The 22,749-nt window shown below is 42.4% G+C and carries 22 protein-coding genes; 11 read left to right on the forward strand and 11 right to left on the reverse strand.

Annotated features, from left to right (window positions below; all coding sequences use genetic code 11):
* Positions 1–26 precede the first annotated feature (26 nt).
* Entirely contained in the window at positions 27–1,553 is a 1,527-nt protein-coding gene (gene crtD / locus AACX33_RS21480) for a C-3',4' desaturase CrtD (RefSeq protein WP_193997307.1), read from the forward strand.
* A gap of 359 nt (positions 1,554–1,912) precedes the next feature.
* Positions 1,913–2,281 (forward strand): Dethiobiotin synthetase, encoded by a 369-nt coding sequence (locus tag AACX33_RS21485; protein WP_193997306.1) that lies wholly within the window; start codon positions 1,913–1,915, stop codon positions 2,279–2,281.
* Positions 2,282–2,333: 52 nt separating this feature from the next.
* Here the strand turns inward: AACX33_RS21485 and AACX33_RS21490 are convergent, their stop codons facing one another.
* Complete coding sequence (locus AACX33_RS21490) at positions 2,334–2,945, reverse strand: hypothetical protein (RefSeq protein WP_193997305.1); 612 nt, start codon at positions 2,943–2,945, stop codon at positions 2,334–2,336.
* Between the two features lie 386 nt (positions 2,946–3,331).
* On the opposite strand from AACX33_RS21490, the gene AACX33_RS21495 reads away from it, so the two are divergent.
* The 4 genes from AACX33_RS21495 to AACX33_RS21510 all read left to right on the forward strand — a co-directional run bounded on the left by AACX33_RS21495 (position 3,332) and on the right by AACX33_RS21510 (position 5,820).
* On the forward strand, positions 3,332–4,339 hold the full coding sequence (locus AACX33_RS21495; protein ID WP_193997304.1) for a class I SAM-dependent methyltransferase: 1,008 nt from the start codon (positions 3,332–3,334) through the stop codon (positions 4,337–4,339).
* A gap of 171 nt (positions 4,340–4,510) precedes the next feature.
* On the forward strand, positions 4,511–4,792 hold the full coding sequence (locus AACX33_RS21500) for a hypothetical protein (RefSeq protein WP_193997303.1): 282 nt from the start codon (positions 4,511–4,513) through the stop codon (positions 4,790–4,792).
* Between the two features lie 244 nt (positions 4,793–5,036).
* The gene (locus tag AACX33_RS21505; RefSeq protein ID WP_322744514.1) at positions 5,037–5,402 is read left to right on the forward strand and encodes a Panacea domain-containing protein; all 366 of its coding nucleotides are present in this window, start codon (positions 5,037–5,039) and stop codon (positions 5,400–5,402) included.
* Positions 5,386–5,820 carry a hypothetical protein gene (locus AACX33_RS21510; protein WP_193997301.1) on the forward strand — a complete coding sequence of 145 codons (435 nt, stop codon included), beginning with the start codon at positions 5,386–5,388 and terminating at the stop codon, positions 5,818–5,820. Before AACX33_RS21505 ends, AACX33_RS21510 begins: the two co-directional genes overlap by 17 nt.
* On the opposite strand, the gene AACX33_RS21515 is transcribed toward AACX33_RS21510, so the two are convergent.
* From AACX33_RS21515 to AACX33_RS21525, 3 genes are all read right to left on the reverse strand, one after another.
* On the reverse strand, positions 5,817–6,839 hold the full coding sequence (locus tag AACX33_RS21515; protein ID WP_193997300.1) for an alcohol dehydrogenase catalytic domain-containing protein: 1,023 nt from the start codon (positions 6,837–6,839) through the stop codon (positions 5,817–5,819). The genes AACX33_RS21510 and AACX33_RS21515 overlap by 4 nt on opposite strands.
* 72 nt (positions 6,840–6,911) lie before the next feature.
* Positions 6,912–7,103 (reverse strand): hypothetical protein, encoded by a 192-nt coding sequence (locus AACX33_RS21520; RefSeq protein ID WP_193997299.1) that lies wholly within the window; start codon positions 7,101–7,103, stop codon positions 6,912–6,914.
* Positions 7,104–7,157: 54 nt separating this feature from the next.
* Entirely contained in the window at positions 7,158–8,225 is a 1,068-nt protein-coding gene (locus AACX33_RS21525) for a glycosyltransferase family 4 protein (protein ID WP_193997298.1), read from the reverse strand.
* A 443-nt stretch (positions 8,226–8,668) separates the two neighbouring features.
* Here AACX33_RS21525 and xth point away from each other — a divergent pair, with 443 nt between their 5' ends.
* The 3 genes from xth (at position 8,669) to AACX33_RS21540 (ending at position 11,989) form a co-directional block, all read left to right on the forward strand.
* Positions 8,669–9,451 (forward strand): exodeoxyribonuclease III, encoded by a 783-nt coding sequence (gene xth / locus AACX33_RS21530; RefSeq protein WP_193997297.1) that lies wholly within the window; start codon positions 8,669–8,671, stop codon positions 9,449–9,451.
* Between the two features lie 37 nt (positions 9,452–9,488).
* Positions 9,489–10,364, forward strand: a complete 876-nt coding sequence (locus AACX33_RS21535) for an SDR family oxidoreductase (protein WP_193997296.1) — start codon at positions 9,489–9,491, stop codon at positions 10,362–10,364.
* Positions 10,365–10,492: 128 nt separating this feature from the next.
* Positions 10,493–11,989: an HlyD family efflux transporter periplasmic adaptor subunit gene (locus AACX33_RS21540; protein WP_193997295.1), complete on the forward strand. Its 1,497-nt coding sequence runs from the start codon at positions 10,493–10,495 to the stop codon at positions 11,987–11,989.
* Between the two features lie 37 nt (positions 11,990–12,026).
* Here AACX33_RS21540 and AACX33_RS21545 read toward each other — a convergent pair whose 3' ends face one another.
* The 4 genes from AACX33_RS21545 to AACX33_RS21560 form a co-directional block, all read right to left on the reverse strand.
* Positions 12,027–13,493 carry a S8 family peptidase gene (locus AACX33_RS21545; protein WP_193997294.1) on the reverse strand — a complete coding sequence of 489 codons (1,467 nt, stop codon included), beginning with the start codon at positions 13,491–13,493 and terminating at the stop codon, positions 12,027–12,029.
* Between the two features lie 787 nt (positions 13,494–14,280).
* On the reverse strand, positions 14,281–16,938 hold the full coding sequence (locus tag AACX33_RS21550; RefSeq protein WP_193997293.1) for a peptidase domain-containing ABC transporter: 2,658 nt from the start codon (positions 16,936–16,938) through the stop codon (positions 14,281–14,283).
* Positions 16,887–17,645, reverse strand: a complete 759-nt coding sequence (locus tag AACX33_RS21555; RefSeq protein WP_193997292.1) for a peptidylprolyl isomerase — start codon at positions 17,643–17,645, stop codon at positions 16,887–16,889. The genes AACX33_RS21550 and AACX33_RS21555 overlap by 52 nt, the downstream gene beginning before the upstream one ends.
* A 160-nt stretch (positions 17,646–17,805) precedes the next feature.
* A complete protein-coding gene (locus AACX33_RS21560) occupies positions 17,806–18,636 on the reverse strand; it encodes a TIGR00297 family protein (protein WP_193997291.1) in 831 nt (276 codons plus the stop codon).
* Between the two features lie 508 nt (positions 18,637–19,144).
* Here AACX33_RS21560 and AACX33_RS21565 point away from each other — a divergent pair.
* A complete protein-coding gene (locus tag AACX33_RS21565; RefSeq protein WP_193997290.1) occupies positions 19,145–19,576 on the forward strand; it encodes a VOC family protein in 432 nt (143 codons plus the stop codon).
* Here the strand turns inward: AACX33_RS21565 and AACX33_RS21570 are convergent.
* Entirely contained in the window at positions 19,506–20,174 is a 669-nt protein-coding gene (locus AACX33_RS21570; protein ID WP_193997289.1) for an esterase/lipase family protein, read from the reverse strand. The two genes, AACX33_RS21565 and AACX33_RS21570, sit on opposite strands and share 71 nt — an antisense overlap.
* A gap of 483 nt (positions 20,175–20,657) precedes the next feature.
* Here AACX33_RS21570 and AACX33_RS21575 point away from each other — a divergent pair, with 483 nt between their 5' ends.
* A complete protein-coding gene (locus AACX33_RS21575) occupies positions 20,658–21,140 on the forward strand; it encodes a hypothetical protein (RefSeq protein ID WP_193997288.1) in 483 nt (160 codons plus the stop codon).
* A 253-nt stretch (positions 21,141–21,393) separates the two neighbouring features.
* Here the strand turns inward: AACX33_RS21575 and AACX33_RS21580 are convergent, their stop codons facing one another.
* A complete protein-coding gene (locus AACX33_RS21580; protein ID WP_193997287.1) occupies positions 21,394–22,488 on the reverse strand; it encodes a tetratricopeptide repeat protein in 1,095 nt (364 codons plus the stop codon).
* 67 nt (positions 22,489–22,555) lie between these two features.
* Positions 22,556–22,738 carry a hypothetical protein gene (locus AACX33_RS21585; protein WP_193997286.1) on the reverse strand — a complete coding sequence of 61 codons (183 nt, stop codon included), beginning with the start codon at positions 22,736–22,738 and terminating at the stop codon, positions 22,556–22,558.
* Positions 22,739–22,749: the final 11 nt, after the last annotated feature.

Consider the following 22,749-nt stretch of genomic DNA (forward strand, 5'->3'; position numbering starts at 1 on the left):
ATTAAGAATTTTAAAGTTAATCAGCAATGTCTAATATTTCTACTCATAAAACTAAATCCCGTGTTGCTGTCATTGGTGCGGGGATAGGCGGACTGACGGCGGCGGCTTTATTAGCCCATCGGGGTTACAGCGTTTTAGTCTTAGACCAAGCTCTGGTTCCGGGGGGTTGTGCTTCCACATTTCAACGTCGGGGATTTACCTTTGATGTGGGGGCGACTCAGGTAGCAGGATTAGAACCAGGGGGAATCCATCACCGGATTTTCTCAGAATTGGGGATAGATTTACCAGCAGCGACACCTTGTGACCCGGCTTGTGCTGTGTATCTACCTGGGGAAAGTACACCGATTAATGTCTGGCGTGACCCCCAGAAATGGCGAGAGGAACGCCAAAAACAATTTCCTGGGAGTGAAGCTTTTTGGCAGATGATGGCGGTGTTATTTGAAGCTAGTTGGCAATTCCAAGGACGTGATCCGGTTTTACCTCCCCGCAGTTTGTGGGATTTATGGCAGTTAACTCAAGCGGTACGCCCTAGTACATTAATTACCGTACCCTATACTTTATTTACTGTGGGCGATGCTTTAAGGTTTTACGGACTGGCTAAAGACCATCGTTTGAGAACGTTTTTGGATTTGCAATTAAAGCTATATTCTCAGGTGGATACTGAGGAGACTGCTTTACTTTATGCAGCTACGGCGTTGAGTGTCTCCCAATTACCCCAAGGTTTATTTCATCTCCAAGGTAGTATGCAGGTACTAAGCGATCGCCTAGTTGCATCCTTAGAAAGAGATGGTGCTAAGTTATTAATGCGCCACACTGTAGAACAAATCCAGGTGGAAAATAATCAAGCTACGGCTGTAGTCATCAGAAATCAGCAAACAGGCGAAATCTGCACAGAACTTGTAGACCATGTAGTTGCTAATGTCACCGTACAGAATTTAGTGCAACTATTGGGAGAAAAAACACCCTCTGGTTATAAAAATCGTGTGGAAAAATTACCCCAAGCGTCGGGTGCATTTGTGGTCTATTTAGGTGTAGATATCAGCGCCATTCCCCCAGATTGTCCGCCGCACTTACAATTCCTCTATGATGTCGATGGTCCCATTGGGGAAAATAATTCTTTGTTTGTTTCCGTCAGTCATCCCGGAGATGGACGCGCCCCAGATGGGAAAGCGACAATTATCGCTTCATCCTTTGTTGATCCTGCACCGTGGTGGGAAACCGATAATTATCAAGGACTTAAACAGAAGTATACAGAAGATGCGATCGCCCGTCTTTCTCAATACTTCTACCTCAAACAAGAAACCATCATTCATCAAGAAGCCGCCACACCCCGCACTTTTGCCCATTACACAGGACGCGATCGCGGTATAGTTGGCGGTATTGGTCAAAGAATACCCACTTTTGGCCCCTTTGGATTTGCCAATCGCACACCCATCAACCACTTATGGTTAGTCGGTGACTCAACACATCCCGGAGAAGGTACAGCTGGAGTCAGTTACTCAGCCCTGACAGTTGTCAGACAAATTGAGGCGAAGTCTCAGCACAAATACTAAACCTCTGGCTTAAATGAAGTACATTATAGCCCCCTCTTCGCTTGCGGGGAGGGGATTGGGGTGGGGTTCTTAGGGATTTCCAGAAAATAAATTGCCCCATTTCATCAGACCATATTTGTTCTTTATCCCCCCTGCTCCCTGCTCCCATTCGGCTACGCTCACGGCAAGCCTGCTCCCCTGCCTACCTCAGCAATGGAATATTTTTTTAATTGTCAGTCCCTTATATCTCATATCTGTGTGCATCTGTGGTTAAATCTCAAGAATAGTTACTATAGCAAGATATCTAGTAAAATCATATCCTCATAGTAATTTGTATGTAAGTACTCTTGCTGTGATATCAACTAAGATAAGCTGGATAAATGAATTACGAAACAGCTCGCAAACTCCTCGTAGCCCAGACACTAACAACTGATGAATATCCAGATGCTTTGTTAATGCGGATGAAGCTAGGAAAACCACCAGTACCCGGTCAGATCACCTCGATTTTGTTAGCGTTGAAAGTGGTCTTTGAATCTATGAAAGACGCACCCAATCTCGACCGAGAATTAGCCTTTTCCCTTTATCAGTTGGGTGTAAAGGCACAACAAATATTTGTAGCGGGGCGCAAAGCTGGGGTTGATTGGCCGCCTCTGCTGAAGGAAGATTTGCTGAGAATTTCCCTAGCAACTGAAAGCATATTTTCTGGTATTTGGCAAACCCCCTCTCCTGTAGGATTAGGAGGGTTATAGGGGCGACTTGCAGCAGGCTGGGTTCAACCAAACCCACAGCAAACGCCAACCATTAGCGATTTCGCAATTCAGATTCCAACTTATCGAGGTCAGCTTTGAGTAAAACCGTCATCTGACCTGTGAAAGCTTTGCTATCTTGGGGTTGGGCAATTTCTAGCCAATAGACATAGCGATCGCCCACACGTAATTCTCCCTGTAAAGCTTCCCGGATGGGAGTTCTAGCCATACGCGCCGAGTTAATCGCACTCTGGTTAGGATACTCATATACTACTTGAGCGCGATTAAAATCTTGATAGATATCTAACCCATAAATTACCCGCAGAGATTCCTGGAGACGCTGGAAACTCATACCATTAATGGCATCATACATGGCTAGGCGTTCACTCCGAATTCGGCCTCTGTCTGGGGTTAATCTCACCCTACCAGGAGGTAACACCGATGCTTGAAAAGTGAATCGCTGGGCTGCTGTATCACTTTTTTGGATAAATAAACGTTCTCCAGGTCTAGGGCGAAGTGTAGGATGTGCTTTGATCCAGGTAGTTACTTCTTCTGTAGTTTGCCCTGGTAACGCATCAGCATGGGAATCAAACAGCATTCCCATCCCCAGCCAGGGAACCAGAGAAAAGGGCAAAATCAAGAAGTTAAGCAGAGATTTTTTCAGCATTTTCCTATTCGGGACTTACATGGAAATTCCCCCAAGAGGGGATAAACTTAGTTTTCCCGTTTTGGCGAAAGATTCTTTCATGAGATTTGTAGGTACTCTAGCTGCTATAAAGTCTTATTCATCTCATTTATTGATAAAAATTCACTCAATTAGCCTGTATAGGCAATATATCAACGGTATGACTACCTGCTGATTTGTGAGGCTGCATATTATTTCGACCCCACCCCTAACCCCTCCGGTGCAAGCGAGGAGGGGAACTGGATTTCTGGTTAAATTCTATTTATGCATCTTTATATTAAATTGGTATGACTACCTGCTGATTTTTATAAACCAGATTTTTGAGAGCAGACTGCTATAGTAATTTCATCATATTTCTGACAGCACTTATGGCAGCGAATAAATCATTCAAAAATATTATTATTAAATTACTGACTTGGGGAGACGAACCTGACTATGCTACGCTGGCTAGTCAACTAACATTAGCCGATGCGATCGCCAAAATTGACTGGCTGTTTGGTTGCGAATCCATCTTAAAAGAATTCGATGCAGATTTTACCATCTCTTACTACACCCAAAGCGAGTGGGGTTATCAAATCTATCACTCTGGACAAGATGCTATCCATATGGCGTTGAACTTTGATGGTGTATTTGATCCAGATGGTTATTATGCTCAACCGCGAGTAGTTGCCGAACAAATTAGTAAACTTGATGCCAAGACTGTTTTAGAATTAGGATGTGGCAAAGGATTTAATAGCTGTTTTTTAGCCGAGCAGTATCCAGAAGTCAGCTTCACCGGAATTGATTTAACTCCGTCGCATATTAAAATAGCAAATAAAAAAGCCGATAAATTGTCTAACTTATCTTTTCAAGAAGGCAATTTTAATCAATTAAACTTTTTAGATCAATCCTGTGATATTGTTTTTGCTTTTGAATGTTTATGTCATGCATCTCCAGCAGAAATTCCCCTAGCAGAGATTTTTCGGGTGTTGCGCCCTGGGGGAAAATTAATTGTGTTCGATGGCTATCGTAAAATCCAGCTTGAACAACTGACTGAGTTACTTAAAACCGCCAGTCTACTTGTAGAAGTCTCAATGGCTGTGCAGCAGGGATTTTCACAGATTGATGATTGGAATGCGATCGCACAATCAATTGGCTTTCAAATTCAAGCGATTGAAGATGTTTCCTTGGCAATTCAGCCTACTTTATCAAAATTACAAAAATTGTCCCTAACACTTTTTTCTTTGTCTTGGAAAGCCAAAATACTTGCTTATATCTTACCTAAATATTTAATCAGAAATTCCATTGCTGGTCTTTTAATGCCTTTCACTGTCAGCCCTAAATCAGAAGCCTTCGGATATTACAAAATAATCTTAGAACGCCCCTTGGAAGCATAAAAGCTCTCTTCTGCCTCGATTAAAGCTGTCAGGTTTAAGCTATTTAAGATGCTGGACTTAATTGGGCGCTTTTCATCCCAGAAAATGAGAGATGAATAAAAATTGATTGCTGATGGAGAGAATTACTATATTCTAGGTATGATTAAAACAGAGCATAACAAATTGACAATCATGCCTGACTCTGTAATTCAACCTCAAATCTTACGCGAAGCATGGGAGGAAGGTTTGCAGCAACGGTTAACCCAAGTTGCACTCAATATGCTCCGCGAAGGTATTGATTTAGCTCTAATAGCAAAGCTAACGCGATTATCACTGACAAGAGTCAAGAATTTGCAAGCTAACGATGTTGATAATTCCCAAATATTACTCAAAGATTTTTTGGAATTGAGTGCGTCATCACTGAACAAAGTTTGGCTGGATTCAGAGGAAGACGAAGCTTGGAAGGATCTATAGTTTGACAATTGCCCTGAGAGAGCCTTAAAGTAGTACAATTAAACTAAAGAGAGCAGAAAATTCTCCATAGCTTTTCTTGCGATAACTCTGTAAACTGATGTATTGAGAGGGATAAAGGCTAGCTCTTGTGTAGCAGGCTGAAGAGGTGATTATAGTGTTGTCATGTTTTAACGTAGCAAATTACTTTATCTGGCTGGCAAATGAAACAGGCTCTTTTATCAGTAATCTAAAGCTGCAAAAACTTGTGTACTATGCTCAAGCTTGGCATCTTGCACTCTATGAAACTCATCTGTTCCCAGAAGATTTTGAAGCATGGATACATGGGCCTGTGATACCTGTGTTGTACCAGAAGTACAAGCCTTTTGGATGGCAACCTATTTTAGAGGATGCTAACCCAGAACTAGAATTAACTGATGAGGTTCGAGAGTTTCTGGATAAACTTGCAGAAGAATACTTTGCCTGCGATGCTTATGAACTTGAGCAGATGACTCATGATGAGGCACCCTGGAAGTGGGCTAGAGGAGATATAGCATCTGATGCACCTTCCAACGAAATCATTAAAAAGGATTGGATGAAGGAGTACTACGCATCTCGTGCCGAAGAAGATTAAGAAGACTGATATTACCAAAGATAGCAAATTAGGTATTAAACCAACGAAGCTGAAGTCATCTCAAGGCATCAGCTTTTCGTTTAAATATTATCAAAATGGACATACAAAATTTTGTTGTACCGAAAGAGCGGTAATTTACTGGCTGACCCTACTTGATCGGTTAAAAGCTTTATCTAGCCTGACGGCTCAAGATTTGTTAATAAATCGTAGCAGTAGCCTCAGATGTCATCCTATAAAATGGGAAGATACCAGCGAAAGCGGATTTGGTTTGCCCAACGAAGAACAATTGGTTGATACACCTTATCAATTTTCCCTGTCCTCAAATGAACATGGTAGAGTTCATGGGTTTTTTATTGACGAGATTTTTTATATTGTTTGGCTAGACCCAGATCATCTGCTTTACTCTGCAAAAAACTAAGGAATCAGCGCGACTTTAATCACCTTTCGCGCCTTCATATCATTAAATACTTGTTCTAAATCCTGTAGCGATCGCGTTTCACTAATCAATAACTCAAAAGGTATTTTACCACTAGCTATCAGCGCCAACGCCGCACGTACATATTCCGGTGTATTATGAAACACACCTTTTAAAGTCAGTTCACTGTAATGTAACTGTTCTGTATTCACAGTAATCGTCGTATCCCGTGGACAACCACCGAATAAATTCACAGTAGCACCAGGACGAGCGCAAGCGATCGCAGTTTCCCAAACACTAGGTACACCAGTAGCTTCAATCACCACATCAGCACCCCATCCCTGAGTCAATTCTTTCACCACACCGGGAATATCTGGGATTTGATGATAATTAAAAATCTGATCTGCACCCAGTTTTTGACCAATTTTTAGCCTTGCGTCATTACCTCCCCACAGCAACACTTCCGTTGTTTCAGCCAAAACAGCGACAAACATCAAACCAATCGCCCCATCTCCCAAGACAACTACTCTATCTTTAGGTTTGATCTGAGAACGAGCGATACCATGCAAAACACAAGCTAACGGTTCCGTCATTGCTGCTAATTGCCACGGTAACTCATCGGGAACCCGTAACATATTATGCTGCACTATTGCCGCCGGGATTTTCAGATATTCCGCAAAAGTGCCATTATTCCAGGTAATATTGGGACACAAAGAATATTCCTGACGTTGACAAAAGAAGCATTTCATGCAGGGAGCAGAATTATTCGCGACAACGCGATCGCCAATCTGCCAATCTGTCACCCCAGCACCCACAGCCACAATTTGCCCTGCGGCCTCATGACCAAACAGAGTCGGTGGTTTCAGCATCTTCGCATGACCACCACGCCGCCAAACCTTCAAATCTGTACCACAAGTTGTCGCTGCGCCCACTTGGATCACGACTTCACCAACTGCCGGAGTGGGGTCAACAACCTGCTCCAAGCGTAAATCTTCCTGACCGTAAAGTAACGCGGCTAACACAGCTTTCGACCTAATTAATCAGCTTCCCCCGATTTTATCAGATTGCGGAAATTGCGGAAATTGAAATTGTCCCTACTCCTTTAATGTTGTCTGAGGAAGCACTTCTTTCTTCCGGTTTTCCAGAGAAGAATTAGGCACACGAATAACAGTTAATAGAGGTACTTCTTGCCTGCAAGACTGGCAAAACCAATACAGTTCACCATGACGGGCATGACGCAGGAGGGAACCACCGCAACACGGACAGGTGTTGACTCTCGTATTCATAGCAAATATATCCCTAAAAAAAATTGTTGTTTAAAATCTGGAAAAAATTGTTAATTAAAACCGGGCTTGAGCCGCATCTAAATAATCATTTAAATCAATGCGGCTCGTGAGAATTTGTTTGTAAACTGCTTCGTAGTCATTAACCATGTGGTTAACACTAAATTTGTTTTCTATATGTTTTCGACAGGCTTGACGATTGAGTGCCAACGCCGCCGGAATCACACTGGCCATTTCTTCATAGTTTTGGCAGATAAAACCCGTTTCACCGTGAACAATCACCTCCTGTACAGAACCTAAATTTATGGCAATCACTGGTGTTCCAGTCGCCATTGATTCAATCATCACCAAGCCAAAAGGTTCTTGCCAATTAATGGGAAACAGAGTTATTGCAGCATTTCCTAAAAGTTCAGCTTTTTGGGCGTGGTTGATTTCGCCCAGATATTCAATTTGCTGATGATCAATCTGGGGGAGAATCTCTTGTTCAAAAAACAGAGCATCCCCGACATCAACTTTTCCTGCCATTTTCAAGCGCCAACCAGTCTGTTTAGCAATGGCGATCGCTTGTTGTGGCCCCTTCTCAGGAGAAAAACGCCCTAAGAATGCTAAATATGGGGTTTCTTGTGGTTGGGCTATAAATGGATAATCGGTAGGTTCTATACCGTTATAAACCGTAGCTACATAGTTTAATGTGATTTGACGCTGCGCTTGGCTAATGCTGACATAAGGTTGCTGGTGGTGGTAGCTAAATACTTTTTGGTTGTCTGGAGTAAAACTGTTGTGCAAAGTATGAACAGTGGGAGTTGATACCAAACTTGCCAAAGGTAAAGCCGTTATCCCTACATGAGAATGAATAATATCGAATGCCGCAGCTTGTTGGTAAACTTGGCTAAGTTCTAAAATTTCATACCCTGCATAATCTTGGACATATTTGTCTAAGCGTAATGCAAGTGGAGAAACTGCTTTTAAATCAGCCAAGGTTTGAGAGTCACCAGAAGCGAACAAAGTAACTTCATGACCGCGACGAACGAGTTCATCGGTCAAGTGACTCACTACCAGTTCAATACCTCCATAACTAGGAGGCGGAACTCGTTCCCATAAGGGGGCGACTTGAGCGATCTTCATAAAATTGTTTTGGTTCAGTCGGTAAAATATTCTGCAAAGTAAGTAATGGGATCATATTCGTAAACCGAGGATTTATACTTACTTTGTTGAGTTTAAATTAACCTTATTGACTCTTAGGAGGGCAATCTTGGTTAACCGTACCTTCAACCACCACCCATATATTTTAAAACATCAACAAAAGCTACTTACCAGCTACACTTTTAATATATAGCTTAAGTGCTAGTAGTTTCATCTACCCTGGGGATCATCCAAAACTCAGGATTTTTGTAGTTAAAATCACAAAATTATAGTTTTTGTAGCTAGCAATACTAAAAAGATGAGATTGTATCAATTTTTATTAACATTAACTTAGTCAGAATGGTTATTCTATGTCAATCTTAAATATTTGTAAAAGAATTACTAATTAAAAATTAATATTTATTTTCAATTCAGATAATTTACCAATGAAAATTGCCACTTGGAATGTCAACTCAATTCGGATGCGCCTGGAACAGGTGATCTTTTGGTTAAGCGAAAATCCCATTGATGTCCTCTGTTTACAGGAAACAAAAGTTGTAGATGCGGACTTTCCGCGATCGCCTTTTGAAGAATTGGGCTATCACGTTTATGTTTCCGGACAAAAAGCTTACAACGGCGTAGCCCTGATTAGTCGCCAACCCCTAATGGATGTCAGCGTCGGGTTCACGCCGATTTTACCCAAGATCGATCCAGCATGGGATGTCCAAAAACGAGTGATTACAGGCGTAATTGACGGCATTCGCATTGTGAATTTGTATGTCCCTAATGGTTCAGCAATAGGCAGCGAAAAATACGAATTCAAGCTAGGCTGGCTCACAGTGCTACGGGAGTATTTACAAACCCTTCTACTTTCAGAACCAGCAATCTGTATATGTGGTGACTTCAACATCGCCCTAGCCGCCGAAGACATTCACGACAAAGCGCATCTAGATAATCACATCATGGCATCCGAACTAGAGCGCAAGTCTTTACAGGAGATTCTGGAACTAGGATTTGCTGATGCCTTTCGCAAATTTACCACCGAAGGCGGACACTACAGTTGGTGGGACTATCGCACCGCCGCCTTTCGGCGCAATCGGGGTTGGCGCATTGACCATCATTATCTCAGCCCAATGCTCTATGAACGCGCTAAAAGCTGCATGATTGACGTTACCCCCAGAAAATTACCCCAACCCAGCGACCATACCCCAGTAATCGTCGAATTTTAGATTAGGGTGTAGATGGAATTCATCACCGAAAATCCTTATGTTTCTGGTAACTGGAGCAACGGGAGGAATTGGTCGCCGAGTCGTGCGACTCCTACGTCTAGAGGAAAAGTCAGTGAGAGCATTTGTCCGCCTCACTTCGAGTTATAACGAGTTAGAACACCGAGGAGCAGAAATCTTCATCGGTGATTTACGACGAGACAAGGATATTGCCAAAGCTTGTCGGGGTATCGAGTATATGATCAGCGCCCACGGTTCTGATGGTGACTCTCTATCGCTGGACTATCGCGCCAATATTGAACTCATTGATCAAGCTAAAGCTAATAATGTCAAGCATTTTGTATTTATTTCTGTACTGGGAGCCGAACGGGGCTATGAAGATGCGCCTGTATTCAAAGCCAAACGAGCAGTAGAACAATATTTAGCAGCTAGTGGCTTGAATTACACTATTTTACGCCCAGCTGGATTAGCATCTAACTTACTGTCATTAGCAGAACAGTTTCGCGAAACTGGTTTGTATTTGCTCATCGGTGATCCCAAAAATCGGACTTCGGTTGTCAGTACAGATGATTTAGCCAGGATAGTTGTAAATTCATTCAAAGTTGAAGACGCACGCAACCAAATATTACCAGTGGGAGGTCCGGAGATTTTATTGCGTGAGGATATTCCCGAAATTTTTAGTCGCATCTTCAACAAAGAAGCAGTAGTAATTAATTCACCTTTGTTTGTTGTGGATGGGTTAAGGAATACATTGGGTTTATTTAACCCCCAAGCACAAAAAGCTTTCGGAACTTATAGAACATTACTGTCCAATGAATTTTTCTGTCGAAAAGAGGAAATAGCCAACTTAGAAAGGATTTTCAATTTTCACTTGGAAACTTTAGAAAATTTTCTGCGGCGCTATCTCGCAGTTTGAATTATGGGGAGTAGGGAGTAGGGAGTAGGGAGTAGGGGGAAGAAACTGCTAAATTCCATTCCTATTCCTATTTCTTATTCCTCATTCCCCAGTTCCCATTCCCCATTCCCTCAATAATCTAAAATTATATGAAATATTCCTTAGCTGCAAATGCGGCTCAAGCCCGTCAAACAAAACAACAATTTGCGAAACCAGAAGACCAACTGTCTTATGAAGTGGGTAAGGCTGTACAGGAATTACCGCCGCTATATACGAGAGTTTTAGCAGGAACACTGAGCTTAGTGGTATTTGGGGCGATCGCCTGGGCGAATTTCTCTCAAATAGATGAAGTTGCGATCGCACCAGGGGAATTAATCGCCTCTACACAAGTGCGACCAGTGACATCCTTGGGCGGTGGTTCTATTTTGAAGGTGAATGTAGAAGAAGGCGATCATGTCACGAAAGACCAAGTTTTAATTCAACGCGACCCAGATTTGAAACAAACAGATGTTACCCGCCTCGCCCAATCTGCCAAATTAATCAGCGAAGACCTCCGGCGTTTGCAAGCAGAACGCATTGGGACGACAACGGCTGGGACAAAACTACAAGATGAACTTTTAGCATCGCGTCTTTCTGATTACCAAGCACGTCAAGCCGCAACGGAAGCCGAAGCCAATCGCCAACTAGCAATTATTGCTCAGGTAAAACAACGCCAGCAACGATTGCAAGAAAACCTCGTCAATGCTCAAACCAGCTTTAAAAATGCCCAAGCGAATGTAGTCAACGCAGAAAGTGTCCTGGTTGAAGTTGAAAAAAATATTGCGATCGCGCAACAAAGAGAAGAAAATCTCCGGACTTTGATAGCGCCTGGTGCATTACCGAGAATTGATTACCTAGAAGCGCAAGAAAGATTAAACCGCGCCAACACAGAAATGACCAGAGCCAAAGATGAAATAATCAACGCCAAGAATCGAGTCACAGAGTCTCAAGACAAAATAGCATCCTTAACAAGAGAGATTGCCGCCCAAACCCAAGAAATTCGCCAAGCCGAACAAGCCTATCAAGGAGTGCGCCAGCAAGCGCAGCGTTTAATATCTGAGCGCCAAAGCGAAATTTTAAACCAGATTAAACAGCGCCAAGAAGAACTCACCAATATTAACGGTCAACTAGAACAAGCCAGAAAACAACAAGCCGGGGAAACAATCAAAGCCCCAGTTGCAGGGACAATTTACAAAATTAAAGCCACCCAAGGACCCGTACAAGCCGGTGAAGAATTGCTCTCAATTTTGCCAGCAGGGGAAGAAATCTTATTAGAAGTGAAAGTCCTCAACCGCGATATTGGATTTATTCGTCCAGGGATGACAGCAAAAGTCAAAATGGCCACCTTTCCCTTTCAAGAATTTGGCACAATTGACGGTAAAGTAGTGCAAATTAGTCCGAATGCAGTAGTCGATAAAGACTTGGGTTTAGTGTTCCCCACCAGAATACAGCTAAGTCAACACTCAGTAAATGTCCGGGGAGAAGAAGTAGAATTTACTCCCGGAATGTCAGCCAACGGTGAAATTGTCACGCGTCAAAAGTCAGTTTTAACCTTCATCATCGAGCCTGTAACCCGTAGATTTAGCGAAGCCTTTTCAGTCAGGTAACTGAAGAAGCAGGGGGATTTGGAACTCCCCTGTCAAATCAGAAGCCAGGGAAAAACCTTCTAAATTCTTCTAGCTGTTGCTGCAATTGATTCAGGATTTTGGCGATATCTGTCATATCATCGTTATTTTGGTCATCATCATCGCCATTGATACTGCTCATAGGGTTGAGAGTGCGATCGTCATACCAGGTCAGGTTCCCTAGATTCATAGATGAGCCTCTGCTGACAAATGAAGACGTGGGAGGCAAATTAGAAACTGCTGTATGACCGTCAGTTAAAATTGTCACCTGTAATTCAAAATTAATGGTAGTAGCTGATGTACTATTGCCTACCATCTCTGCAATCGGCTGAGAAATTCCAGAGCTGATATTGAAAGAATTAGAAGTTGCGGCTGGGGTACTATTTCCTGATGTTTCGATGATGATTTGCCGAATTTGAGCATCAGTCAAACTGGGATTAGCACCCAGCATCAAAGCCACGACACCAGCAACGTGGGGAGTAGCCATAGATGTGCCACTATATGTAGCATACTGATTCCCCGGAACCGACGAATAAATACCGACTCCTGGCGCAGTCACATAGGGAAACGCATTCATCCCCGCTTGGTTAGAGAAGTTAGCCATCTTATTGTTGCTATCAACTGCCCCCACTGCCAATCCCCAGTTATTGGCATAGCGCGCCGGATAGTTGGTAAATGGGTAACCATTATTACCTGCTGCCATCACCACCACAGCACCTTTACTACTAGCGTATTGAATTGCAGCTTCCAGCGTGCTGTTAGGAAAATTACCACCCAGACTGAGATTAATCACATTAGCGCCATTATTCACAGCATAGTAAATGCCATCGGCGACAGAATTAGTACTACCTGCTCCTTCGTCATTCAGCACTTTAACGGGCATAATTTTGGCATCATAGGCAATACCCGTCACCCCAAAGCCATTATTCCCCCCAGCAATGCTTCCCGCTACATGACTACCGTGACCATTTACGTCTATAACATTGTTGCTATTGTCAGCAAAACTCCAGCCTTGGGCATCATCAATATAGCCATTACCATCATCATCTATACGATTACCAGGAATTTCTCCGGGATTAGTCCAGATATTATTCTTCAAATCTGCGTGGTTGTAGTCAACCCCAGTATCTAACACAGCAATCACAATACCTCTACCTGTGTAGCCCTGCGCCCAGGCGGCTGGCGCTTGAACTAAATCAGCGCCCCAATTATTACCACCAAGACGAGGCACATTCCCAAAAGTATTCTGACCAGCAGCTCTAGCGACTGCGGCGGCGGCGTTAATCAAGCCATAGCCAGAAGAGAAATTATAGTTAGCAGTCCGAACAGAAGTTGCAGTAATCTCATTTGCGGAATTAAAGCTACTACGACCACTGAGGCTTAAACTATAGTCATTTTGGGTGGGAAAAGTATCTAGTGAGGAGATAGCGTTAGAGTTTAGCCCGTTATGAAGAAACAAATTGTGATTAATATCATCAAGGGGCATATATATTTTCTCCTCAAACAGAGTATTTTTTGGCAACACTAACTGTTAAAACCTGTCGCTAAGGTTTTAAAGGGTGACTTTATCCCCCATCACGAAAACTACTATGAAATCAAATAGTAAAATGACACTTTTTTGACTAAAAGTCAGAGTTAAAAGTGTAATCTTCCTAAAAATTATTGTGATTTCTATTGAATTTACAAAACTTCCAAGGAATAAATAATTTTATTGTAGTGTTGTCGCGCAGCGCAACGCACCGTTAATACTTCGGCTGCGCTCAGTGTAAATAATTCAAGGTGCATTAGCCTAATGTATAACACACCCTACTTTATGCCTTAGTGGTGCAAAAACAAATTAACATGATAAGTAGCTCAAACTTAAAAAATGTAATACCCAGATCCCCGACTTCTCGAAGAAGTCGGGGATCTATATCCTCAAGGTTTTATGTTGAATTATGTTGACCTACTTAACTAGGGTAGCAGAACAGTAGACACCAAAAGGATTAAATAAGTCAATACAGTTCAGTTAAGCCTTTCTTTCTTTCTTTCTTTCTTCTCTTTGTGTCCTTTGCGTACTTTGTGGTTCGTTCAAAAGATTGACCTTGACCAAGAGTTTTAGCCTTAACTGAACCGTATTGTTAAATAAGTAGGGTTTGCTGAATAAACCAAAGTATGTTAAGACCCGTAAACAGGACTGAAACCCTTACTAATGACCAATGATTTACCCTGAGCGTAGCCGAAGGGCTAATGACCAATGACGACCCTAGCTAGTTAACTTTATTTACGCCGATCTAAATATTTGCTTGTTGGCGTTGATATAATGACCAGTACAAACCTTTTTGTTGTAACAAATCTAAGTGAGTACCGCGTTCAGCAATTACCCCTCGTTCTAAGACTAAAATCAAATCAGCACGTTTGAGAGGAGCGAAACGGTGAGCAATTAAAAACACAGTTCGGTGAGCCGAAACCTTTTGTAAGTTTTGCAAAACTTGCTGTTCAGTTTCACTATCCAAAGCGCTGGTAGCTTCATCTAAAACTAAAATTGGTGATTGAGAAAGAAATAATCTGGCTAAGGCGATGCGTTGTCTTTGTCCACCAGATAAAGCTGTGCCTCTTTCTCCCACGTTGGTTTCGTAACCGTAGGGTAATTGACTAATAAAATCATGTGCTACAGCTAGTCTGGCAGCTTCTACTACTTCTTCTGCACCAATATCAGGATTACCGAGAGTGATATTTTCCAAGACAGTACCATTAAATAAAAAGTCTTCTTGGAGAACTACGCTAATTTGTTGCCGCAATGAGGCTAAATCGGCACTTTTAATATCAAAGCCATCAATCAAAATCCTTCCTGATTCAATTTGATAGAGGCGTTGTAATAGCTTGGAAAGGGTACTTTTACCAGAACCACTGCGGCCGACAATCCCCACAAATTGCCCTGGTTCGACGTTAAAGGAGATGCCTTTGAGAACGGGTTCAATATGTGGTTGGTAGCGGAAAAAGATTTGCTCGAAGGTGACTTGACCTTTTAGGGGTGGTAAAACTAAACCTGTGCCTAATTCTGCTTCTGGGGCGATGTTGAGAATATCACCAATCCGGTCTACAGAAAGTAGGACTTGTTGCAGATTTTGCCATAGTTGCACTAGACGCAAGAGTGGCCCGGTAACTCTTCCTGACAGCATTTGAAAGGCGACAAGTTGCCCAATGGTTAAGTTCTGCTCGATGACTAATTTGGCTCCAAACCAGAGAATCAGTAAGGAGGAAAAATTGGTGAGAAAGTTACCAATATTACTGCTAATATTAGAAGTAGTGGAAGCTTTAAAACCTGTACGGACAAAACGGGCAAATAATCCTTCCCAGCGATCGCGTGCTACTGGTTCGGCTGCATGGGCTTTAACTGAGTGTATCCCTGAAACTGTCTCTACCAGAAATGATTGACTGTCGGCACTGCGATTAAAGGTTTCATTCAGCCATTTACGCAGAATTGGTGTGGAAATAATTGTCAAAGCTGCAAATAACGGCAACACCGCCAAGGCCACAAAGGTGAGTTGGACGTTGTAGTAAAACATCAATACCAAGTACACCACAGCAAAAATACTGTCTAGAATGACAGTTAATGCTGTCCCGGTGAGAAATTGGCGGATTTGTTCTAGTTCTTGAACTCTGGCTATGGTGTCTCCCACACGCCGCGACTCGAAGTAAGCTAAAGGCAAACGCATGAGATGGCGGAATAGTTGCGCCGATAAGCTCAAATCTAAACGCCTGGCGGTATGAGTAAAGATAAATAGCCGCAGTATACCCAGTATGGATTCAAATAAGGCGATCATTAAGAGTGCGATCGCCATAACATCAAGAGTGGGCAAACTTTGCTGCACCATCACCTTGTCAATCACAACTTGGGTAATCAGTGGTGTCCCCAAACCCAGAAGCTGCAACGTAAAAGACGCTAGCAATACTTCTCCTAACAGTTTCCGATATTTCCAAACTGCTGGAGTGAACCAACCAAGGTTGAATTTTTCTTGATTTGATACCAGTTCAACTTGCCAGAGTCTACCATCCCAGGCAGACTCAACCACTGACTGCGGTAAACTCTCGCAAGCATAATCATCATTTAGCGGATTAGCAATAATCAGGTTAGATCCTTGCATTCCATAGGCTACTACCCAGGAAGCTGGTGGTGACGAATCTAATTGCCATTGTAGTAGCAGTGGAAACGTTAACTGCCGCAAATCAGCCCAATTAACTTGCAACCTCCGCAACACTAACCCTAAATTTTCCCCTGCTTCCACCAGATGTTTCGGGCTTTGTCCCCGGAGTTGGCGCTGCACCCATTCCAATTTCACAGGATGTTCTAAGTGTTGCGCCACCATTGTTAAACAAGCCGCACCTGTATTCCAATTAGAAACGAAGGGATAACCAGATGTAATTACTGTCGAGGATGGGATGAGTTGGTGTATCTGCTTGATTTCTGGCTTGATTTCTTTAATCTCCCCCGTTTCCTGATTTTCCTCCGCAGTTAGCCAAAACTCGTCAATTTGGGGAGTGGAAAACTCTGCCCACAGCGCTGTATTCCAACACACAACTACCACTTCTTTGCTCGCAGCTACGGCTTTACAATCCACAGCCAGCTGATATAAATCGCCAAACCAATCCCCTGCTTGAAGGGCTAACAATGGCTTACCCTCTCCTTCTGACCGCAAGCGGACTTTACCAGTAAAAATCCAAAACTGATCACCACCTGCTGCGGTTGACCAAATTTTTTCTCCTAGACGATACTGACGGATTTCCGCCTGATTTTGCAATTGGGATTGTTGTTCAGAAGTCAGCCAAGAAAAAGGCGGTTGATTCCAAGGTATAGAAGCTAGGGCGTTTACTTGTAGAGATTGATTATTCAGAACTTTTAGCTCATTTGTAGTTTGACCGTCAGCTTTTGAATTTTCTCGACTAGCCATTTCTCAAATAATTCATTTTGTAGTGCTTGTTGGAGTTGCATATCTTCTAAAGACGCTGGCAAAAATTGTTCTAAGCGAAATAAGCCATAACGTCCCTCGATTTCTATTGGTCCCACAACTTGTCCAGGACTAGCTATATCAATAACTGCTCTCAATTGATCTGGCATTGTGCCTCGGCTGACTGGCCCCATCATGCCGTTGACCATTCGATCTTCTGACAAGGAATATTCTCTTGCTAGTTGCTCAAAACTACCTCCTTCTTCAATTTGGGTTTTTAGCTCTTCAGCTATTTCTTGATTGTCAACAACAATCCGGGAAACTATCACTCGATCCAGAAAAATTTTGCGTTCAATAAAGTATTCTGAGATTTTTGCTTCTGTAATCAAAACTTTTAGTTTTTCTAATTTAAAACCCAAGGCAATTGATTCGTAAAAGGTAGCGTAATCTGTAACATTTGTCTGTAACCATTCTTGAAAAGTTTGGGGGTCATTTAGTTGATTTTTGAGGCGGAAATCAATGATTGTTTGTTCTGTTAAAACGGGGTTGATTTGGATGTCATCTCGCGTTTGGATTTCTTGTTCGATTACATACTGGCGGAGAATGTCGCCAATGAAATGCGCTAATTTTCCAGAGGCTTGCAGATATTTTACTGCTTGATTTATAAAAATGGGCTGGTCATCTACTAGCAAAAATGATGAAGATTCCATGAACTAAACCGATAAAGAACAGCGAAAGTCTTATATTCTACAAAATATATATTAGCCACCTGAAAACCCAAAAATGCCCAATTTAAACCGTCGTATAGATACACGGAAATTACACCCGAAGAGTGTTATGTAAATTTACTTGTGATTTTTTTGAAAAGAATTAGGCAGGGAATGAAGAAATAATCATTGTCCAGAATAAGGCGATCAGCATGGCGGCGATCGCACCGATTAATGTATTGAAGATATTTACTACTTCATTGGTGAGCCAGTCATATTTAGATTGCAATGTTGCGCCAATGACACTTTCTAAATTGGTAGCGATAAATGCAGCCAATATGCACCAAGCTATCCCGAATAAATCTATCAAACCAACAGCCCAACCGACGCAGGCGATCGCGATCGAAGCCACCACCCCGGCTACAGTCCCCTCTAAACTCACTGCTCCCTCTGTACCACGAGATACGGGTTGGAGTGTAGTAATCAAAAAGGTGCGTTTACCGTAGGCTTTACCAACTTCGCTCGCAGTGGTATCCGAAAGCTTAGTACTAAAACTCGCCACATAGCCTAACAACAGTAGGATCTGGGGACTAGGCTGGCCGTGAGCGAAGCCGAACGGGACAAGGGACTGGGTACTGGGGACTAAACCTGAATTGAGAATCCCTACTCCCAATGCACACAAAGCTCCAGTCAGAGCAGAACCCCAGACATTTTCCGGGCCTCTAGCGCCAGAACGCTTTTCCGCTATTCCTGCTGCTTCTTTTTGTGCCATGCCAATACGTGTTACACCAGAACCAACTAAAAAATAGAACCCTACCACTAGATATCCTTGCCAACCGAGAGTTACCCAAATGAGGACTCCCAGTAACCAGGCGTGAAATATTCCTGCTGGAGTCAGTAGCTGTTTGGGAGCAATCCATACTAAACCCAATAAAATTGTGTTCAATCCTATTGCTACTAACCAGGGATTTGCAGAGTCAATAAAAGATAACATCAGCAATAAATCATGAGTAGTTTTGCCAGAATATCAACAGAATAACCAATTTTAGAACTGGGATGTTGAATTTCTGCCACTACCTCATGGAAACAATGCCGAGGTTTTATTCCTCTTACAGGTCAAGGAGAGCAGAAACAGGGAAAACAACCAAAAAATCTTTCCCTACTTGTACAGACGCAATTAACCGCATCTCTACCCCACTCCACGCAAACATCGTTAATAAGGATATAAGTTGAAATTATTTAAAACTGTGTGCAAATTGACCGTAGCAATTTTAGATTTTAGATTTTAGATTTTAGATTTGGGATTTGGGATTTGGGATTTGGGATTTGGGATTTTGCTTCAAGTCCCGCCCCTTTGCCTGCTAATCAATCTAAAATACTCGCACTCGCTGCGTACATTACGAAGATCGCAAATTTAAAATCCAAAATTGTTTGACCACAATCAGGATTTGACGGCATAAATTTGTATATAGCACCAACTATTTGTCTGGATAACAATAGCTATGAGCCAAACTTTATTTCATCTAGCTTTTCCGGTGACTGACATTGCCCAAACTAAAGCATATTATGTCGATGCCCTCGGCTGCATCCCAGGGCGTGAAAGTCCCCAAGCGCTGATTCTGAATCTCTATGGTCATCAATTGGTAGCGCACGTCACCAAGGAAACTCCATCACCCCAAAGGACTATATACCCCAGACACTTTGGACTAATTTTTATTCAGGAACATGACTGGGAGGAATTACTAGAAAAAGCACAAAAGCAAAATCTAATCTTTCGGGAATCACCTAAAAGTCGCTTTGTTGATTCTCCCTTAGAACATCGCACCTTCTTTTTAGAAGATCCCTTTTACAATTTGATGGAATTTAAATATTACCGCCACCCAGAGGCGATTTTTGGAAGTTCCCAGTGTAGCCAAATTGGTGACCGGACTTAATTGGCTCTGACAAAGCAGATGCTACGGCTGCCAAACTCCGATAATCTGTCAACATCCAAGAGTGCAGTACAACTGGTACTACTACTTCTTTTCCTAATGGCATTTGTGAACTCTTTGCCGGAACGATCATCAAATCATAGGGTGTCCAAATCGATGTAAAATTGAGCTGCCCTAACATCACAGCATCAGCATTTAAATCCTGGATAAATTCACTATTGCGGCGCATTTGCAAGCAGCCGTGACGTTGAGAAGCATAAGCCGTCACAGTTCCATGATGAGGTGAGGAAATAGTGATAAACCTCTGTACACGGTTAATTCCTCCTAGCCGTTGAACATAGTAACGGCTGACAATTCCTCCCATGCTGAAGCCGATTAAATCGATTGATTCTTCTGGAGCAAAGGTATTGACAACATAGTCAGCTATCTGCTGTGCCAAAATATCAAGTCCAACTTCACCATTATTAGGAATGAGATTCAGGGTATACACAGACCAACCCAATTGTCTTAAGTAATCCACCATTTTATTAAAAACGGCTCCCGTGTCATCAATACCATGTATCAATAACACCGAGTTACGCTGTTGGTTTTTGGTGTTCATTTCCCTAGTTTGCCTGTATCAAAACTCTGTAGCAAATTTAACTGATTACTTTCATGGGCTGTCAATAAGTTATGACACTTCTCCCACTGGTTGGAAAATGGGGAAATTCAATGGTATGCAAGATTGTTTTGCTGAGTAACTGTGCTGCGTTTCGCGATCGCCAAACAATTCTATTGTCTAATTTTTTGAATAAATCTGTGTGAGCTAAACCAAAAAATGTTAAGTTTGATTAAGCATTCTTTCAGAATCTTGCTCTTAGCTACCGGAAAATTTAATAATTAATCGTTGATGTCTACAAGTTGCGAGTGCTTGCACTAAAGAGTTAAGACTGTTTGCTCTGTAGTTTTACTACAATGTTAATTAAGTAGATAATTATAAGCTTTGTCACTCTAATGGCATAGTTGGCGCAAAAAAATGTAATATTCTGCGGCTTTTTTAAACCACGGTCAAGTTTACAGATATATAAAGACAGGAGAAATTTTCATGTTCGGTTTTATCAAAAAGTTAATCACAGGTATTCTGGGTTTCATCACTGGGTTGTTACCTGGTAAAAAAGGAAAAAGCAATGGCTACTACTTGCAGTTAGATGAAACTGCATCTGAGAAAGCACCAGCAGCTACACCTAAACAGAAAGAGGTGTCCCCAGCCGCAACAGCTAATGGTACAAAACCTGCGGCATCAGTAGCCGTAAATTCTCCAGGAGATGCCCTGGCGGCGAAGAGCAATGCACCTACGGCTAAAAAAACGCCTCAAGTAAAGTCATCAAAAAATGGCAAAGCTCCTCAAGCTGAACCCGCTACAGCCCCAGCAGCAACATCCAACGGCACAAAAACACCTCCGGCTGAAACTACATTTGCACCCAAATATCTTGCTCCTTCAGCTTCTAGCTCTAATGGTCGTCGTCGTCCAGGTGCGAACATGAGTTCTTACCTAGATATGGCTAGTAAAATGAAAACTTCTAACTAAGTTGGCGAAAGTATGGGGAATAGGGTATTAGAGAATGGCACGAAGATAAGCCGAAACCTCGTCAAGGCAGGGGGTAGGGGATAGGGTGTTGGGTGTAGTGTTCAAGAAAATTGAATCTTAGTACATTCTAGAGTTCAACATCTTCTTAATTCCCCACACCCCACACCCGACACCCGACACCCGACACCCCACACCCAAAAGCCTTGTAAATAATAGATTTGCCGTTATCTTAGTGCTATTCGGGTATGAGATATTATTCTTCACTTCCCCTACCATCTTGAAGTCCGTTCAAAAATACCAAGCTACTATATAAATGAAACGCTGGGTCCCAATTGGTCTTTTCCCTACGAAATAGGTGAATGTGAGACTGAATGTTGCCCAGCATTTCTATTTGATCTAATGCTGTTTCTGCGAAGGGTGTGAAATTTGACCAAGTTTTCACTTGTGGGATATGTGGCGAAATCCATTGCAGTAAGCTATTCCAATTAATGGTGATTGTATTTTGGCTCGCTTGATCAGCAATTTCTACACCTTTGAGGAATTCATAGCCATGATCATAAAGCCGGAGAATGCAATTTCTACTAGGTATGTGTAAATCGCAAAATTCGGCATAGTCTTGGGTTTGGGTTTTCCATTCTAATTGGCGGCGGCTGTCTACGTCTATAACTTGCTCAAAAATGGGTAATAGTCCGACTACTTTGGCTGTGACTTCTGACCAGTCAAATGTCAGGGAACCAAGTTGATTTTCGTGACTGCGGCAAACAACAGTAGGTTTGGGGTCAGATTCGGAAAAATATTGGATCTGAAAAACTTGAATTTGCTGTATTGCGGCTATGGTTTTCCAGAAGCAAGGAATTCCAGCTTGCTGTAGCTGTTGACCATAATATTTGAGTTCTCCTATTTGTCCAGTCCGATATAATCTCCAGGCGCGACTCGGTAGCACTAGCCTGGCGCTGTAAGAGTCTAGTTGCATAATTTCAGCAAATTTTGGCGCGGCTATAGTTTTCAGTTCTGTGACTAAAGGTTCTAAGACTAATACGCCTGGTTCAGCGTGACTGGGTTCAGATGTGGCTTTGGATATGGCGCGTTGTCTTTCTTCTTGGACTATTTCTTGGAGTCGCTGCAAACCTTGGCGGGCTTGGTTGACTATTTTGGTATTAGTTGTATTCCTGAGCAGTTGGCGATAAATTTTTTCGGCTTCTTGGCGCTTTCCAGATACTTCATGCAGCTGTCCTAGATAAAATTGCACCCAAGGATTTTCAGGTTCTTCTTTTAACAGCTGTTTGAGTAGTTTGGCTGCTGTGTGATAATCTTTACGCTCAAAGGCTGTAGCAACTTGTTTAATCATAGGAATACACGGTATGCGGGAAACGAGCGTGGCTTGGCTCCCTGAGAGGGAAGCGAAACGGGCGACTTTAGTCGCCTTCAACCTTTATTTCTTCTATAAGTTTATCAGTGAATTCTCGCAACCGTTCTTGCCAGTTTGGGACGGCTTTTAACTTAGCCTTGACTCCTGGTAAAACTTTGAAGCACACAGGATCTTTATCGAATGGTTGCTTACTCGTGAAACCTAATTTGTTATGTTTCTGAAATGGCATTTGTATTTACT

Source organism: Nodularia sp. LEGE 04288 (assembly GCF_963896525.1).
Lineage (GTDB): Bacteria > Cyanobacteriota > Cyanobacteriia > Cyanobacteriales > Nostocaceae > Nodularia.

What these genes read in the sequence shown, in the direction of transcription:
- AACX33_RS21580 (WP_193997287.1), bottom strand. Translation starts at nt 22,488, where the DNA reads ATGATTAAACAAGTTGCTACAGCCTTTGAGCGTAAAGATTATCACACA.
- AACX33_RS21495 (WP_193997304.1), top strand. Translation starts at nt 3,332, where the DNA reads ATGGCAGCGAATAAATCATTCAAAAATATTATTATTAAATTACTGACT.
- AACX33_RS21485 (WP_193997306.1), top strand. Translation starts at nt 1,913, where the DNA reads ATGAATTACGAAACAGCTCGCAAACTCCTCGTAGCCCAGACACTAACA.
- AACX33_RS21545 (WP_193997294.1), bottom strand. Translation starts at nt 13,493, where the DNA reads ATGCCCCTTGATGATATTAATCACAATTTGTTTCTTCATAACGGGCTA.
- AACX33_RS21550 (WP_193997293.1), bottom strand. Translation starts at nt 16,938, where the DNA reads ATGGCTAGTCGAGAAAATTCAAAAGCTGACGGTCAAACTACAAATGAG.
- xth (WP_193997297.1), top strand. Translation starts at nt 8,669, where the DNA reads ATGAAAATTGCCACTTGGAATGTCAACTCAATTCGGATGCGCCTGGAA.
- AACX33_RS21520 (WP_193997299.1), bottom strand. Translation starts at nt 7,103, where the DNA reads ATGAATACGAGAGTCAACACCTGTCCGTGTTGCGGTGGTTCCCTCCTG.
- AACX33_RS21500 (WP_193997303.1), top strand. Translation starts at nt 4,511, where the DNA reads ATGCCTGACTCTGTAATTCAACCTCAAATCTTACGCGAAGCATGGGAG.
- AACX33_RS21540 (WP_193997295.1), top strand. Translation starts at nt 10,493, where the DNA reads ATGAAATATTCCTTAGCTGCAAATGCGGCTCAAGCCCGTCAAACAAAA.
- AACX33_RS21535 (WP_193997296.1), top strand. Translation starts at nt 9,489, where the DNA reads ATGTTTCTGGTAACTGGAGCAACGGGAGGAATTGGTCGCCGAGTCGTG.
- AACX33_RS21560 (WP_193997291.1), bottom strand. Translation starts at nt 18,636, where the DNA reads ATGTTATCTTTTATTGACTCTGCAAATCCCTGGTTAGTAGCAATAGGA.
- AACX33_RS21585 (WP_193997286.1), bottom strand. Translation starts at nt 22,738, where the DNA reads ATGCCATTTCAGAAACATAACAAATTAGGTTTCACGAGTAAGCAACCA.
- AACX33_RS21575 (WP_193997288.1), top strand. Translation starts at nt 20,658, where the DNA reads ATGTTCGGTTTTATCAAAAAGTTAATCACAGGTATTCTGGGTTTCATC.
- AACX33_RS21525 (WP_193997298.1), bottom strand. Translation starts at nt 8,225, where the DNA reads ATGAAGATCGCTCAAGTCGCCCCCTTATGGGAACGAGTTCCGCCTCCT.
- AACX33_RS21555 (WP_193997292.1), bottom strand. Translation starts at nt 17,645, where the DNA reads ATGGAATCTTCATCATTTTTGCTAGTAGATGACCAGCCCATTTTTATA.
- AACX33_RS21490 (WP_193997305.1), bottom strand. Translation starts at nt 2,945, where the DNA reads ATGCTGAAAAAATCTCTGCTTAACTTCTTGATTTTGCCCTTTTCTCTG.
- AACX33_RS21570 (WP_193997289.1), bottom strand. Translation starts at nt 20,174, where the DNA reads ATGAACACCAAAAACCAACAGCGTAACTCGGTGTTATTGATACATGGT.
- AACX33_RS21565 (WP_193997290.1), top strand. Translation starts at nt 19,145, where the DNA reads ATGAGCCAAACTTTATTTCATCTAGCTTTTCCGGTGACTGACATTGCC.
- crtD (WP_193997307.1), top strand. Translation starts at nt 27, where the DNA reads ATGTCTAATATTTCTACTCATAAAACTAAATCCCGTGTTGCTGTCATT.